The sequence below is a fragment of the Garicola koreensis genome, from assembly GCF_014195445.1.
Taxonomy (GTDB): Bacteria; Actinomycetota; Actinomycetes; order Actinomycetales; family Micrococcaceae; genus Nesterenkonia; species Nesterenkonia koreensis.
In genome coordinates this window covers 129,095-143,692 of the sequence record NZ_JACIBT010000001.1, presented here as the reverse complement: position 1 = coordinate 143,692, position 14,598 = coordinate 129,095, and the positions used below count along the sequence as shown (strand labels likewise).

General features: G+C 66.9%; 13 protein-coding genes and 1 tRNA gene. 7 read left to right on the top strand and 7 right to left on the bottom strand.

The genetic code is table 11. The features are described from left to right. Positions 1–4: 4 nt before the first annotated feature. On the bottom strand, positions 5–3,613 hold the full coding sequence (gene mfd / locus FHX47_RS00715; protein WP_183356988.1) for a transcription-repair coupling factor: 3,609 nt from the start codon (positions 3,611–3,613) through the stop codon (positions 5–7). Between the two features lie 126 nt (positions 3,614–3,739). Between mfd and FHX47_RS00710 the strand changes: the two genes are divergently transcribed. The 4 genes from FHX47_RS00710 (at position 3,740) to FHX47_RS00695 (ending at position 7,512) form a co-directional block, all read left to right on the top strand. Further along, positions 3,740–4,411, top strand: a complete 672-nt coding sequence (locus FHX47_RS00710) for a pentapeptide repeat-containing protein (protein WP_183356987.1) — start codon at positions 3,740–3,742, stop codon at positions 4,409–4,411. 73 nt (positions 4,412–4,484) lie between these two features. Then, the gene (locus tag FHX47_RS00705; protein ID WP_183356986.1) at positions 4,485–6,080 is read left to right on the top strand and encodes an Ada metal-binding domain-containing protein; all 1,596 of its coding nucleotides are present in this window, start codon (positions 4,485–4,487) and stop codon (positions 6,078–6,080) included. Further along, a complete protein-coding gene (locus tag FHX47_RS00700) occupies positions 6,077–6,589 on the top strand; it encodes a methylated-DNA--[protein]-cysteine S-methyltransferase (protein ID WP_183356985.1) in 513 nt (170 codons plus the stop codon). Before FHX47_RS00705 ends, FHX47_RS00700 begins: the two co-directional genes overlap by 4 nt. Positions 6,590–6,615: 26 nt before the next feature. Continuing rightward, positions 6,616–7,512 carry an EamA family transporter gene (locus FHX47_RS00695; protein ID WP_221205951.1) on the top strand — a complete coding sequence of 299 codons (897 nt, stop codon included), beginning with the start codon at positions 6,616–6,618 and terminating at the stop codon, positions 7,510–7,512. On the opposite strand, the gene FHX47_RS00690 is transcribed toward FHX47_RS00695, so the two are convergent. Beyond that, entirely contained in the window at positions 7,490–7,795 is a 306-nt protein-coding gene (locus FHX47_RS00690; RefSeq protein ID WP_183356984.1) for an MTH1187 family thiamine-binding protein, read from the bottom strand. The two genes, FHX47_RS00695 and FHX47_RS00690, sit on opposite strands and share 23 nt — an antisense overlap. A 231-nt stretch (positions 7,796–8,026) precedes the next feature. On the opposite strand from FHX47_RS00690, the gene FHX47_RS00685 reads away from it, so the two are divergent. Continuing rightward, positions 8,027–8,530, top strand: a complete 504-nt coding sequence (locus tag FHX47_RS00685) for a DUF2505 family protein (protein ID WP_183356983.1) — start codon at positions 8,027–8,029, stop codon at positions 8,528–8,530. 49 nt (positions 8,531–8,579) lie between these two features. Here FHX47_RS00685 and pth read toward each other — a convergent pair whose 3' ends face one another. The 5 genes from pth to FHX47_RS00660 form a co-directional block, all read right to left on the bottom strand. After that, the gene (pth, locus tag FHX47_RS00680) at positions 8,580–9,158 is read right to left on the bottom strand and encodes an aminoacyl-tRNA hydrolase (RefSeq protein WP_183356982.1); all 579 of its coding nucleotides are present in this window, start codon (positions 9,156–9,158) and stop codon (positions 8,580–8,582) included. Between the two features lie 24 nt (positions 9,159–9,182). After that, positions 9,183–9,821, bottom strand: coding sequence for a 50S ribosomal protein L25/general stress protein Ctc (locus tag FHX47_RS00675; RefSeq protein WP_183356981.1), 639 nt, complete (start codon positions 9,819–9,821; stop codon positions 9,183–9,185). Positions 9,822–9,963: 142 nt separating this feature from the next. Continuing rightward, entirely contained in the window at positions 9,964–10,944 is a 981-nt protein-coding gene (locus FHX47_RS00670) for a ribose-phosphate diphosphokinase (protein ID WP_183356980.1), read from the bottom strand. A 35-nt stretch (positions 10,945–10,979) separates the two neighbouring features. Further along, positions 10,980–12,452 carry a bifunctional UDP-N-acetylglucosamine diphosphorylase/glucosamine-1-phosphate N-acetyltransferase GlmU gene (gene glmU / locus FHX47_RS00665; RefSeq protein ID WP_343064247.1) on the bottom strand — a complete coding sequence of 491 codons (1,473 nt, stop codon included), beginning with the start codon at positions 12,450–12,452 and terminating at the stop codon, positions 10,980–10,982. Position 12,453: 1 nt separating this feature from the next. Beyond that, a tRNA-Gln gene (locus FHX47_RS00660) sits at positions 12,454–12,524 on the bottom strand. A 130-nt stretch (positions 12,525–12,654) separates the two neighbouring features. Between FHX47_RS00660 and FHX47_RS00655 the strand changes: the two genes are divergently transcribed. Both FHX47_RS00655 and FHX47_RS00650 read left to right on the top strand, forming a co-directional pair. Then, complete coding sequence (locus FHX47_RS00655; protein WP_183356978.1) at positions 12,655–13,875, top strand: 4-hydroxybenzoate 3-monooxygenase; 1,221 nt, start codon at positions 12,655–12,657, stop codon at positions 13,873–13,875. After that, positions 13,853–14,590 carry an IclR family transcriptional regulator gene (locus FHX47_RS00650; protein WP_183356977.1) on the top strand — a complete coding sequence of 246 codons (738 nt, stop codon included), beginning with the start codon at positions 13,853–13,855 and terminating at the stop codon, positions 14,588–14,590. The genes FHX47_RS00655 and FHX47_RS00650 overlap by 23 nt, the downstream gene beginning before the upstream one ends. Positions 14,591–14,598 lie beyond the last annotated feature (8 nt).

Below are 14,598 nucleotides of genomic sequence, written 5' to 3'. Positions count from 1 at the left end.
ATGCTCAGGGGGTGGGCTTGAACAGGGCCTCGTAGACCTCGTTGAGCCACCCCACCAGGGGCCCGTCCGTCAGCTCGCTGCCGCCGATGGATGCGGTTCTGGGTTTGGCCAGCAGCACCTGCTTCATCGCGGGCCGGTGCCGCCCCGAGTACATCCGCTCCATGCGCAGCTGCCGGGATTCGGCGAGCTCCTCCACCGGCCCGAAGCGGATGTACTTGCCCTGCACGCCCACATCGGTGATGCCCACTGAGCGCACGCGGTTGCGGAACCGTGTCACCTCCACCAGGTTCAGCACCGGCTGGGGCAGCTGGCCGTAGCGGTCGGTCCACTCGGCGACCACCTCATCGACCTTCTGCTGCGTATCGGCAGCCGCGAGCCTGCGGTAGGCCTCCAGCCGCAGCGGTTCCGAGGGCACGAACTCCTCGGGCAGGTGCGCGTCGATCGGCAGCTCGATCTTGACCTCTTCGGGGTGGACGTCCTTCTCACCGCGATAGTCGGCCACCGCCTCGCCGACCATACGCAGGTAGAGGTCAAAGCCCACGCCTTCGATGTGGCCGGACTGTTCGCCGCCGAGCAGGTTCCCGGCCCCGCGCAGCTGCAGGTCCTTCTTGGCCAGCTGGAAACCTGCCCCGAGCTCATTGTGCGCCGCCACGGCCTTCAGCCGCTCCAGCGCCACCTCGCCCAGCGGCTTCTCCGTCGGGTAGAGGAAGTAGGCGTAGGCGCGTTCACGGGAGCGCCCCACCCGGCCGCGCAGCTGATGCAGCTGGCTCAGCCCGAAGGCCGAGGCCCGGTCGACGATCAGCGTGTTCGCGTTGGAGATGTCCAGACCGGTCTCGATGATCGTGGTGGAGACCAGCACGTCGAAGCGGCGCTCCCAGAAATCCTGGACGATCTGCTCCAGCCGGGTCTCGTTCATCTGCCCGTGGGCGACCTCCACACGCGCCTCGGGCACCAGTTCCCGCACCCGGGCGGCGACCCGGTCAATGTCGGCCACCCGGTTGTGCACGTAGAAGACCTGGCCCTCACGCATCAGCTCACGGCGGACCGCGGCGGAGACCTGCTTATCGGTGTAGGGGCCCACATAGGTGAGCACCGGGTGCCGCTCCTCCGGCGGGGTGTTGAGCTCCGAGGTTTCGCGGATGCCGGCCAGCGACATCTCCAAGGTCCGCGGAATGGGCGTGGCGGTCATCGCCAGCACATCCACATTGGTGCGCAGCTTCTTCAGCTGCTCCTTGTGCTCGACGCCGAAGCGCTGCTCCTCATCGATCACCACCAGACCCAGGTCTTTGAACTTCATCTGCTCCCCCAGCACCCGGTGGGTGCCGACGACGACGTCGATGGTGCCCGCGCTCAGCCCCTGGATCACCTCCTGGGACTCCTTGACCGTCTGGAACCGGGAGAGCGCCCGAACCCGTACCGGGAAGCCGGCGTAGCGTTCGGTGAACGTCTCATAGTGCTGGGCGACCAGCAGTGTAGTGGGCACCAGGACGGCCACCTGCTTACCGTCCTGCACAGCTTTGAAGGCCGCACGGATGGCGATCTCGGTCTTGCCGAACCCCACGTCGCCGGAGATCAGCCGGTCCATGGGGACCTCGGCCTCCATATCAGCTTTGACCTCGTCCATGGCGGTGAGCTGATCGGGGGTCTCCACGTAGGGGAAAGCGTCCTCCAGCTCTGACTGCCACGGGCTGTCGGCGTCGAAGGCGTGGCCCCGGGAGGCCATGCGGGCGGCGTAGAGCCGGATGAGCTCAGCGGCGATCTCCTTGACTGCTTTGCGGGCTTTCCGCTTGGTGGCGGCCCAGTCGCTGCCGCCCATTTTGGAGAGTTTGGGCTCGTCGCCGCCGACGTACTGCGAGACCTGGTCCAGCTGGTCGGTGGGGACCATGAGCCGGTCTTTGGGCCCGCCTCGTTTGCTGCTGGCGTACTCCAGCACCATGTACTCGCGCATCCCCGCAGTGCCGGCGCGTACGGCGGCCGGGGATCCGACCGGGCGCTGGATGAGTTCGACGAACTGGCCGATGCCGTGCTGCTGGTGGACCACGTAGTCGCCGGTGCTCAGCGAGAGCGGGTCCACCGGGTTCTTCCGCCGCCGGGTGGCGCGCTTCCTCCCCGCCTGAGCGTCCTGCCGGATGGAGCGGCCGAGCATCTCGGATTCGGTCAGCAGCGCCAGGTGCAGCGCATCGAGGGCGAACCCCTCGGCGACGTTGGCGGTGGTGATGGTGATGGTCCCGGCCGCCGGGACCTGCTGAAGCTCCTCGACCATGCTGTGCGGCACCTGATGCTCACCCAGCAGCTCGGCCACACGGGAGGCGGATCCGGCACCGGCGGTGGTGACCACCACCGACCACCGATCCGCAGCCCGGGAGGCGAGGAACTCCATGACCTGCTCCACGCTGCCGCGGTATCCGATGGGTTCGCGGGACTCCACCGAGACGATGTCGGCATCCTGCTCCAGCTCCGCGTCCAGCCCCAGCGAGGTGATCGACCACCAGCCGCTGCCGTGCTCCAGGGAGGCCTCCCGCGTCTCTGCCAGCGAGGCGAAGGCCCCGGCGTCCAGGCTGGAGCGCTCTTCGGCGGTGATGTCGATCGGTGCTGAGGCGCCCTCGGAGCTGGCCTGCCAGGCGGCGGCGAGGAACTCCTCATTGGTGGCCGCCAAATCGTGGGCGCGGGTGCGCACCTTCTCCGGTTCGACGACGACGGCGAGCGAGCCCTCGGGCAGCTCGGAGAACACCGGCACCATCTGCTCCACCAGCATCGGGGTCAGGGACTCCATGCCCTCCACCGCCTGGTGCTGGCTGATCTTCTCCAGCATGTCCGCCGCATGCGGCATGGTGCTCATCAGGTCTTTGGCGCGTCCGGCAACCTCATCGGTGATCAGCAGCTCCCGGCAGGGCACTGCGTGCACCGTGGTCGGCGGCTCCTCCGAGTCGATCGAGAGCTGATCGGCCACCGAGAAGTGGCGCATCTGTTCAATCTCGTCGCCGAAGAAGTCCACGCGCACCGGGTGCGTCTCTTGGGGCGGAAAGAGATCAATGATGCCGCCGCGGACTGCGAACTCTCCGCGCCGGGTGACCATGTCGACTCGGCTGTAGGCGGCTGCGGCCAGGTGGGAGGCCAACTCGTCGAAGTCGTAGAGCTCCCCGCGGGTCATCATCACCGGCTGCAGGTCTCCCAGCCCGGCAACGATGGGTTGGATCACGGCACGAACCGGTGCGACGACGACGTCGAGCCCCCCAGCCTCGCGGGGGTGGGCCAGCTGACGCAGCACCGCCAACCGGCGACCGACTGTGTCGGAGCGCGGCGAGAGCCGTTCGTGGGGCAGGGTCTCCCAGGAGGGAAAGTGCGCCGTGCGGGCATCCGGTGCGAAGGCCGCCAGCGAGGAGGCCAGCTCCTCCGCCTCGCGGTCGGTGGCGGTGATGGCCAGCACCACGGCGTGCTCGTGAGCTGTGCGAATGTTCTCGGCGATATCGGCCAACAGTGCCGGCCGCAGCCCGGAGACCGCTGAGATCTGCAGCTCCTCGGTGCGACGGGCCGCCGCGTGGGAGGCGGCTGAACCGATGCGCGAGTACGACGACGACTCACCCAGCGCCGTCCGCAGACCCTTCAGAGACACAGCTACACCTCACCACATGAGACCGAGCAGAAAAAGACCTCCCTCACACTACCGGGTGCGGCGAGGATGCCTTCACTCAGTTTCACGGTGAGTCCTGACGGCAGCCGCAGCACCTACAGTGACTTCATGGCCTCGCCTCAGCCCCTGAAGCTTCCTCGCATTGACCTGCACCAGCCTGCCGACCTGGAGCCCGGCACCCTGGCGGACCTTCTCGGTACGCCCGAGGGCCGGCGATTCCAGGGCATAACTGTGCAGAACGAGGACCTGACCGGCACCTCAATCATCGATTCGGTGTTGGAGAACATCGGGCTCGTGGACTCTGATCTCTCCGCGGTCAGTGTCCTCACGTCGTGGCTGCGCGGCCTCAACGCCCCGCACCTGCAGGCTCCGCGCTCGGCCTGGCGTCAGGTGATGGTTGAAGGCAGCCGGATCGGCGCGGCAGAGCTGTATGAGGCTGTGTTCGACACGGTGATGCTGCGTGGCTGCAAGCTGGACCTGGTGAATCTGCGCGGTGCGAGGCTGACTGATGTGGTCTTAGACTCCTGCACCATTGGGGAGCTCGACCTCACCGCAGCCTCGGTACGGCGTCTGCAGCTGCGCTCCTGCGACGTCGACGTCCTCATCCTCTCCCAGGCTTCGCTGGCTCATGCTGATCTTCGTGGCTGCCGCCTGCGGCAATTGGTGGGGTTGGACTCGCTGCGCGGTGCGGTGATCAGTCCCGAGCAGCTCACCGACCTGGCCCCCAGTTTCGCTGAGCAGTTGGGGCTGAGCGTGCTGGCCCCGGACGGCGGGGCGTAACTGTACGGCGGCGCGTGACTGTGATGTCCGATTTCCGCTGGACATCCGGGCCGTTCGGCGGTGGGATGGAACCATGGATGAGCATCCGAGGTTCGCTCAGAGGTACCGTGCCGTGCAGTCGCGGGATGCTCGCTTCGACGGCCAGTTCATCTTCGCCGTCTCCTCCACCGGGATCTACTGCCGCCCCTCCTGCCCCGCACGCGCCCCGAAGCCTCAGAACGTGACCTTCTACACCACCTCGGCCGCCGCGCACCAGGCCGGCTACCGCGCCTGCAGGAGGTGTCTGCCCGATGCCGCACCGGGCAGCCCCGAATGGAACATCCGGCAGGACCTTTCCAGCAGGGCCATGCGACTGATCCGCGAGGGCATCATGAACGAGGGCGGCGTGGCGGAACTGAGCAGGCGGCTGGGATACAGCACCCGGCACATTCAGCGCACCCTGCACGCCCAACTGGGTGCAGGGCCCCTCGCGCTGGCTCGCGCCCACCGGGCCCAGACTGCGCGAACCCTGCTGGTTGCCACAGACCTGCCCATCTCCGAGGCCGTCTTCGCCGCAGGGTTCACCTCCTCGCGGCAGTTCAACGAGACCCTCAGAGAGATCTTCGGCACCAGCCCCAGCGACATTCGAGCACGACGCCGACCCTCGCCGCGCGCCGCAGTTCCGCCGGAAGCTGCTGAGCCCGCGCCGCAGGCCCACCACCGGCTGACGTTGGACCTGGACCTGCCGGTGCGCGAGCCCTTCGACGCCCCCGGGGTCTTCAGATTCCTCGCCCAGCGGGCCGTTGCCGGAGTGGAGGCGGCCCAGCTGGCAGAGAACTGCCTGCTCTACGCCCGGACCCTGCGGCTGCGCCGCGGAGCTGGGGCCCTGCAGCTGACGGCGACCCCGCAGGGCCCACGCTGGCGGGTCCATCTGCGGTGCGAAGTCGCCTCGCTGGCTGATGTGCCCGCCGTCGTATCCGCTGCGCGGCATCTGTTGGACCTCGACGCCGACCCGGTGGCCGCCGGTGCGGCACTGGCCCATGACCCGGCGCTGGCGCCGCTGGTGCGCCGAACCCCGGGAATCCGGCTGCCCGGAATCGCTGATGTGCAGGAGTATCTCTTCCGGGCCATCGTCGGCCAGCAGATCTCAGTAGCTGCGGCCCGCACCCACTTGTCCCGCTTCGCTGCAGCTGCGGGCACCGGCTATAAATCCACCATCGAGGGGCTGAGCACACTGTTCCCCACCGCAGGTGAGATTCTGGCAGCCGTTCCAGACCCCTCGCCAGACGGAGGGCCCTTGGATCCTGAACGCCCGCTGCGTCTGCCCGCCCGCTCCATTCGCACCATCCGCCACACGGCCGCCGCATGGGAGTCCGGGCAGCTGCAGATCGATCGGGGCACCGATCCTGCGGCGCTGCACCAGCAGCTGACCGCCATAGCCGGCATCGGTGAGTGGACGTCGTCGTACCTGGCTCTGCGGGCGCTGGGGCACCCCGACGTGTGGATGAGAGGCGACGTGGCACTCGTGGCAGGAGCTGAGAACCTGAAGCTTCTGGACCCAGAGATCTCACCATCAGCCGCCCACCGGGCCCTGGCCCACCGCGCCCAGAGGTGGTCGCCCTGGCGCTCCTACGCCGCCATGCACCTCTGGAACGCCGCAGCGACCCCACCGAAAGGACCGTACCGATGAGCAGCATCACCGCCGCCTCATGCCAGACCCCCGACGGAGTCTTTACCGTGCTGTCCAATGGCACCCATGTGCTGGCCTCAGGGTGGACCCAGGATCCCGCAGACCTGATGGGGCTGATCCACCCCAGCCTGCGGGGGTGGCTGCAACAGGATCCGGTGCAGGCTCCGCAGGTACTCACCGACGCGGTCCAGGCTGTGGCCGCCTACTATGACGACGATCCCTCGGCGTTGGACGCAGTGCCGGTGCAGCAGCGCTCCGGCCCATTCCGGCAGCGCGCCTGGGAGGTGCTGCGCGAGGTGGAGCCGGGCTCACCACTGACCTACAGCGAGTACGCCGCTGCGGCGGGGAACCCCGCAGCTGTGCAGGCCGCCGCCGGCGCCTGCGCGAAGAATGCCGCCGCGCTCTTTGTGCCCTGCCACCGCGTCATCCGCACCGACGGCAGCCTGGGTGGTTTCCGCTACGGCACAGACCTGAAGCGCAGCCTGCTCAGCCGCGAAGCGGCCCTGTGAACCGCCCCTCGCTGAGCCCGTCGCCCGTGACACTCGGGCTGTTGGCCATAGTCGGCACGGTGCTGATGTGGGCGTCCTCGTTCGTGATCATTCGCGCCTATGCGGTGGAGCTCTCCCCCGGCCCACTGGCGCTGCTGCGGCTGCTGGCCGGGTCTGTGACGCTGACTCTGCTGCTGCTCTGGGTCCGGCGCGGTCAGCTGCGGATGCCCACCGGCCGCAGCCTGCTGCTCTCGTCGACGTTCGGGGTGATCTGGTTCGCCGGCTACACGGTGGTGTTCAACTGGGCAGGGCACTTTCTGGATGCCGGCACGATTGCGATGCTGGTCAATCTTGCGCCGCTGATGGTCGCACTGGGTGCCGGGGCCCTCTTCGGTGAAGGGTTTCCGCGGCAGCTCTTCACCGGTATGGCGGTCTCACTGGTAGGCATCGTGCTGATCACCCTGGCCGGCAGCACCGGAGACCTGGCGCTGGCCGGGATCCTCATCGCGGTGCTGGCCGCCGTGCTCTACGCCGCAGGCATGCTGGTGCAGAAGGTCGCACTGCGGCACACCGACCCGCTGACTGCCACCTGGATCGCCTGCCTCGCCGGAACACTGGCCCTGGTGCCGTTCATCCCGGCGACCCTGGCAGAGGTCGGCGCCGCCTCGGCGGGCAGCATCCTCGGCGCGGTGTATATGGGCATCGGACCCACTGCGGTGGCCTTCTGGTTCTGGGGCTACGCCATGATGCAGTTTCCTGCCGGACGGGTGGCGGCCAGTTCCCTGGCGGTTCCGGCACTTGTGGTGGTGATGGCCGCCGTCGCCCTGGGTGAGCTGCCGCCGCCCCTGGCCCTCCTAGGAGGCGGAATCTGCCTGCTCGGCGTGGGCGTGGCCCAATGGCGGCGCGCAGGACCCCGGGGACTCAGGAGTCCAGGTGCTCAGTGATGCGCTGCACCTTTTCGGTCAGCTGATTGGTATGCCCGGGCCGGATATCGGCTTTGACCACCAGGCTGACGCGGGAGCTGGTGGCGCCCACAGCCTCGGTGGCGGCTTTGATGACGCCGAAGACCTCGTCCCACTCCCCCTCAACGGTGGTGAACATGGAGTTCGTCTCATAGGACAGCCCGGAGTCGCGGACGACTTTGACCGCCTCAGCCACCGCCTTGGCAACTGAACCGTCGTCGGTCTCCGCCGAGGTGGTCGGTGCTACCGAGAAAGCAACAAGCATGGTCACTGGCCTCCTTGGTTTCGTAAAACCGTTGGGGGATACCGCAGGCCGGTCTGACCCGCGTATCGGCCACACTACGTCTCCGGCGCGCTGAGGTTAACCCTTTGCCGCCAGGGGGTCTCACCAGCGCAGCGCCAGCCCTCCCGCTGGGGTGTGCGCAGGTGGATAGAATGGCTCCCGTCAGTTATCGACACCAATCATCCGCAGACACCAACCATCCAAGGAGCCGCAGTGGCCATTGAAGCTGAGAAGGTAATTCCCCACCACGCCGAGGAGATTCTCCAGGCCTACGCCTCTCGGGAGTTCCACGAGCACCTGGCCTCTAAGGTCGGCTCCGAGCTGACCAGCTTCGACGTCAGCGGCACCGCAGCTGAGGGCTATGAGATCGTCACCAAGCAGGCCATGAGCGTAGACCGGCTGCCCGATATCGCCAAGCGTGTCCTCAAAGGCACGGTGAACGTGACGGTCACCGATTCGTGGGGCCCGGCCGACGCCGCCGGATCGCGCCGTGCTGACACCCGGGTGGAGATCGCCGGTGCCCCGGTGAAGGGGCTGGCTTCGCAGAACCTGCATGTGCGTGGGGAGTCGGAGACGCTGGCAACGGTCCGCGGCGAGGTTGAGGTGAAGGTTCCGCTGATCGGCAACAAGGTGAAGTCGGCTGCCGAACCCTACATCGCGAAGTTCATCGAGCTGCAGGCCAAAGAGGTCAGCAGGTTCATCGAATCCCGCAGCTGAGTGGCGCCCTGGCGCACACTCACCGCCCCCGCGCTGATTCAGTGCCCGCTCAGTGCACCTTGTTCTGTGCCGCCGTCATCCCTTCGGTGAGGATGAGCTCCACCGCATCTGCGCACTGATCGATCAGCGCGGGCAGCTCCTCCTGCTGCTGGGCTGAGAACTTCTGGAGCACGTAGTCGGCGGTGGCCATGCGCCCGGTGGGTCTGCCCACGCCTGCCCGGACGCGGATGTAGTCCCGGTCGCCGCCCAGGTGCTGGGTGATGGACTTCAGCCCGTTGTGACCGCCCTCGGAGCCGCCGCGCTTGATCTTGATCCGACCAAAGTCCAGATCCACCTCGTCGTGGACCACCACCAGCTGCGCCGGGTCCACGGAGAAGTAGTCCAAGAGTGCCCGAACCGGCTTGCCTGAGTGGTTCATGTACCCCTCAGAGATCGCGAAGAGCACCTTGGGTCCACCCTGACCCAACTGGGCACCCACGGCCCGGGCTCCGACTTTGGTGCGGGTGTACTCAGCGCCCATACGCTTAAGCAGCTCCTCGAGCACCATGTGCCCAATATTGTGCCGGGTATGACGATAGCGGGTCCCGGGATTGCCGAGACCCGCTATCAGCCAGGTATCTGTTGCCATTGATTCAGCCTAGCAACTGCAGACCTATTCGCTGTCGTCCTCACCCTCTTCGGCAGCAGAGACTTCAGCGCCCTCCTCGGCAGGCTCTTCGGCCTCCTCAGCCTCCGTGTCTTCCTCGACGTCCTGCTCCTGCGGCTCATAGACGGAGACGATCGGGGACTCCATGTCGGACAGCGCCAGTTCGGCACCCTCCGGGAGGATCAGCGCATCCGGCAGCGCGTTCTCCTCCAGGTCGGTGATGTCGATGTCAACGTGCTCGGGCAGGTTCAGCGCATCGGCCTCCACGGGCACGGTCGGCTGATCCAGCATGTGCTCGAAGCCGACGGCGGGCTCACCGATGACCTCCACAGGCACGTCGACGACGATCTTCTCGCCCTTGCGCACAGCCAGCAGGTCCATGTGCACGATGAACGGCTTCAGCGGATCACGCTGGATGTCCTTGGGCACGACCATCTGGGTGTCGCCCTCGATGTCCAGGGTGATCAGCGCGTTGGGGTTGCGCACTGCCAGCGAGGTTTCGTGGCCCGGCAGCAGCACGTGGCGCGGGTCGTCTCCGTGGCCGTAGATGACCCCGGGGATCAGGTTGGCGCGGCGGGCGCGGCGGGAGGAGCCTTTGCCGAACTCAGTGCGAGTCTCAGCGGAAATGCGAATCTTGTCAGCCATTGGAGTTCCTTTGTCGCGATCGGTTTCGCCAGGCTGACACAAGCAGATGAGTACGACGACGTCGTAGGAATCTGGCCTTGTCGATCACGGGGCTGAAGTCACAGCCCCCTCGCCTGGGCACAGCTGATAAGTGTAGCCGACCTTAGGCGTTGCCGTCGAAAAGCGTGGTGACCGAACCGTCGGTGAACACCTCGTTGATGGCCCGGCCCAGAATCGGGGCGATCGAGAGCACGGTGAGCGTCTCGAAGCGCTTCTCCTCCGGGATCGGCAGCGTGTTGGTCACCACCACCTCGCGCGCGCCGCAGTTGGCCAGCCGCTCGGTGGCCGGGTCGGTGAGGATCCCGTGGGTGGCTGCGATGATCACGTCTTTGGCGCCGGCGTCCTTCAGGATGGAGACGGCGTTGGCGATGGTGCCGCCGGTGTCGATCATGTCGTCGATGATCACACAGGTGCGTCCTTCAATGTCGCCGACGACCTGCTTGGACTCTGCCTTGTTCGGTTGGGTCAGGTCCCGGGTCTTGTGCACAAAGGCCAGGGGGACTCCGCCGAGCCGGTCGGCCCAGCGCTCAGCCACCCGCACCCGTCCGGTGTCCGGCGAGACCACCGTGACCTCCTCACCGGTGACTTCCTCGCGGATGTAGTCGGCCAGCAGCGGCACGCCGAAGAGGTGGTCGACCGGCCCGTCGAAGAAGCCCTGGATCTGATCGGTGTGCAGGTCGACGCTCATGATCCGGTCTGCGCCGGCGGCCTTGTACAGGTCCGCCACCAGGCGAGCGGAGATCGGTTCGCGGCCGCGACCCTTCTTGTCCTGCCGGGAGTAGGGGTAGAAGGGTGAGACCACGGTGACCCGTTTGGCGGAGGCCCGCTTCATGGAGTCGATCATGATGAGCTGCTCCATCAGCCAGTTGTTCAGCGGGGCCGGGTGGGCCTGCAGCAGGAAGACGTCTTTGCCGCGCACCGATTCGGAGGCCCGGACGTAGATCTCGCCGTTGGCGAAGTCGTAGGCACTCATCGGCAGCAGCTCGGTGCCGAGCTCCTCGGCAATCTCCTGGGCCAGCTGCGGGTGCGCCCGCCCGGAGGCGATGACCATGGTCTTCTCTGCGCTCTGCTTGATCTCGTCCATCCGCCTGTGTTCCTCTGCTCCCTATTGCTGTGACTTCACTGCTGCTGGTCGGTCTCGGGGGCGTCCCCGCGCTGCTTCGCCTGGGCTGCTGCCTTCGCTGCGGCCTTCGCTGCGGCTGAGCCGGGCCGCTTGGACTCGACCCATCCCTGCGCGTTGCGCTGCGGGGCGACGGAGAGCCCCAGGGCCCCCGGAGGCACATCCTTGCGCACCACGGCACCAGCACCGGTGTAGGCGCCGTCGCCGACTTCCACCGGGGCCACGAACACGGTGTTCGAGCTGGTGCGCACATGCGAGCCGATCACCGTGCGGTGCTTGGCCTCGCCGTCGTAGTTGGCGGTGATGTTTCCGCAGCCGATGTTGGTGCTCTCCCCGATGGTGGCGTCGCCGGCATAGCCGAGGTGGGAGAGTTTGGAACCGCGTCCGATGGTGACGTTCTTCGTCTCGTAGAAGGCTCCGATCCGGCCGTCCTCACCCAGCTGGGTGCCCGGACGCAGATACGTGTAGGGCCCGACGACGGCGCCTGCGCCGATGTGTGCCCCCGAACCGTGGGTGCGAATCACCTGCGCGCCCTCACCGACCGTCACATCGGTCAGCGTGGTGTCGGGACCGACGCGGCCATCACGGGCCACATGGGTGGCCCCGTGCAGCTGGGTGCCAGGAAACACCGTGGTGTCCTCCTCCAGGGTGACGCCGGTGTCTATCCAGGTGGATGCGGGGTCGACCACGGTGGTGCCGGCGCGCATGTGTGCGGTCACCGTGCGCCGGTTGAGCTCAGCGGCCAGGCCCTGCAGCTGGACCCGGTCATTGGCGCCCTCGACCTGCCAGCGGTCCTCGGTGACCAGTGCTGAGACCCTGCGGCCCTGGGACCGGGCGAGGCCCAGCACATCAGTCAGGTACTTCTCGCCCTGAGCGTTGTCGGTGGAGACTGCGGCCAGGGCCTCGGTGAGGGTGGCGGCGTCGAAGGCGTAGATTCCGGAGTTGATCTCGGTGATGGCCAGCTGCTCCTCGGTGGCGTCTTTCTGCTCCACAATGCCGACCACCTGGTCACCTTCGCGCAGGATCCGGCCGTATCCGGCGGCGTCGTCGAGCTGGGTGGTCAGCACGGTCACCGCATTGGCCTGGGACTCGTGCTCGGTCACCAGCTGGCCCAGCAGGTCTGCGCTGAGCAGCGGAACGTCGCCGTAGGTGACCACGACCGTGCCGGAGGTCGCCGGGCTGCCCGCTTCGGCCAGCGCCTCCAGGCCGCACTCGACCGCGCGGCCGGTGCCGGGGACCTCATCCTGATCGGCCAGCAGCACAGCAGCATCATGGTCAGTGATGTGCTCAGCGACCTTCGCACGCTGGTGGCGCACCACGGCGACCAGCTGCTGCGGGTCCAGGGCTCGGGCCGTGCTGAGCGCATGCCCGATCATGGAGACCCCGCCCAGGGTGTGGAGGATCTTCGGGGTGCGCGACTTCATGCGCGTCCCCGCTCCGGCTGCCAGAACTATGACGGCTGTTGGGTTCACGTTCCGCCACTAGGATTCGAACCTAGACTATCGGTACCAAAAACCGAGGTGCTGCCGTTACACCATGGCGGAGAGCATGCGCTGGACCATCATCGCATGACTTCGGCTCCGGTCTCGAACCCGCCCGTGGCTGAGCCCACTGTGCGAAGCTCATACTTGAGCCGCGGCCAATCATCGGCACCACAGGAAGAAGAGGCACACCATGGCAGAGCACACCACACGAGTCGACGTGGGGATCGTCGGCGGCGGCCCCGCCGGGCTGATGACCGCGCTGCTGCTGAAACGACGTGGCATCAGTGCCGCCGTCGTCGAGACGCGCAGCAAGGATGAGATCCACAGGACCCAGCGCGCCGGGATTCTGGAGGCGGGAACCGTCCAGATGCTCGTTGATGCCGATATCGGCTCCCGAGTGCTCACCGACGGCCATGAGCATCCGGGCACCGTGCTCAGCTTCGAAGGAGTCCAGCACCGGATCGACTTCCAGGAGCTTGTCGACAGGTCCGTCTGGCTGTACCCCCAGAACGAGGTGTTTCTGGACCTCGCCACAGCGTGGGAGCGCGAAGGCGGCCAGATCCACTGGTCCGTGTCCGACTCCTCCGTGGAAGGCATCGAATCGGACGCGCCGGCCCTCACCTTCCGCGACGAGCATGGTGATCGGGGACGCATAGAGGCGAAGCTGATCGTCGGTGCAGACGGGTCGCGGTCCAAGTGCCGCAAGCTGATCCCGGAGGATGTGCGCACCGACTACTTCACCGCCTACCCCTTCGCCTGGTTCGGCATCCTCTGCGAAGCACCTCCCACGGCGCCGGAGCTGATCTACGCCAACTCTGAGGTCGGGTTCGCACTGATCTCTCAGCGCAATGAGTCCGTTCAGCGGATGTATTTCCAGTGCGACCCGCAGACCGACCCGGAACAGTGGGAAGAGGAGGCGATCTTCGACCACATCCAGCAGGTGCTGGGTGAGGGCGTGGAGCTCAAGCGTGGCCCGATCTTCGAAAAGACCGTGCTGCCTTTCCGCTCCTACGTCTGCGATCCGCTCACTTACCAGCGGCTGGTGCTGGCTGGCGACGCCGGCCACACCGTTCCTCCCACCGGTGCCAAGGGTCTGAATCTGGCCTTCTGCGACGTGCGCGCACTGATCCCCCGAGTCGAAGAGTTCCTCGCTCAGTCAGAGTCGGCGACCGATCCTTTCGCCCCACTGCGGAACTATTCACGCACTGCGCTAGACCGAGTGTGGAAGGCGCAGAACTTCTCCTACTGGGCGACGAACCTCTTACACCGACAACCGGATGAGAACGCCTTCGCACACCAGCGCCGCCGTGGAGAATTCGACGCCATCACCGGTTCGGTCTACGGACGGGCCTATTTCGCCGACTCCTACACCGGATGGGCTGACATTCATGGCCAACTCCCCCACCGGTGATGCCCTCCTGGACCGTCTCCTGCGGCTCTTTGAGGCACTGGAGGCCCACCCTCGGCTGCACCCCGGTGAACTCGCAGACCGGGCAGACCTGCCACGGACCACCGGCTACCGACTGATCCAGGAACTGACCAGTCGCGGACTGCTGAGCCGATCCGACGCCGGAGAGATCGAAATCGGCCAACGCCTGTGGGAGTTCGCCCAAGGCGCCCCGATCAGCCGCACCCTGCGGCAGAGCTCCCTGCCATACATGCAGGACGTCAACGCAGTCGTATGCCACACCACGCAGCTGGCGGTCCTGGAAGGGTCTCGGGTGCTGATTGTTGAGCGTCTCTCCCAGCACGGGGCAGTGGTCAACCCGGCCGAGGTTGCCGGAACTATGCCGGCCCACCTGACATCGATGGGGCATGTCCTGCTGGCCTTCGCCCCCGCCCAGGTTGCCGCAGAGTGGCTGCAGGCACACGCCCGGACCGTAGAGGCCGAGCGGCCCCAGCTGCGCCGCGAACTGGCTGAGGCTAAGACCCGCGGCTACGCGTCTCTGGGCGGGGTCATCAACTCGGAGACCACCGGGATCTCGGTGCCCATCCTCAACTCCGGCGGCCACGCGGAGGCCGCCTTGACGATTGTTGTCCCGCGCAGCTCACCGAACATCCCGACCTTCCTGATGGCGCTGCAGACCGCGGCCCGCGGGATCAGCCGCGCACTGCGCCGGCGATGATGCCTCTC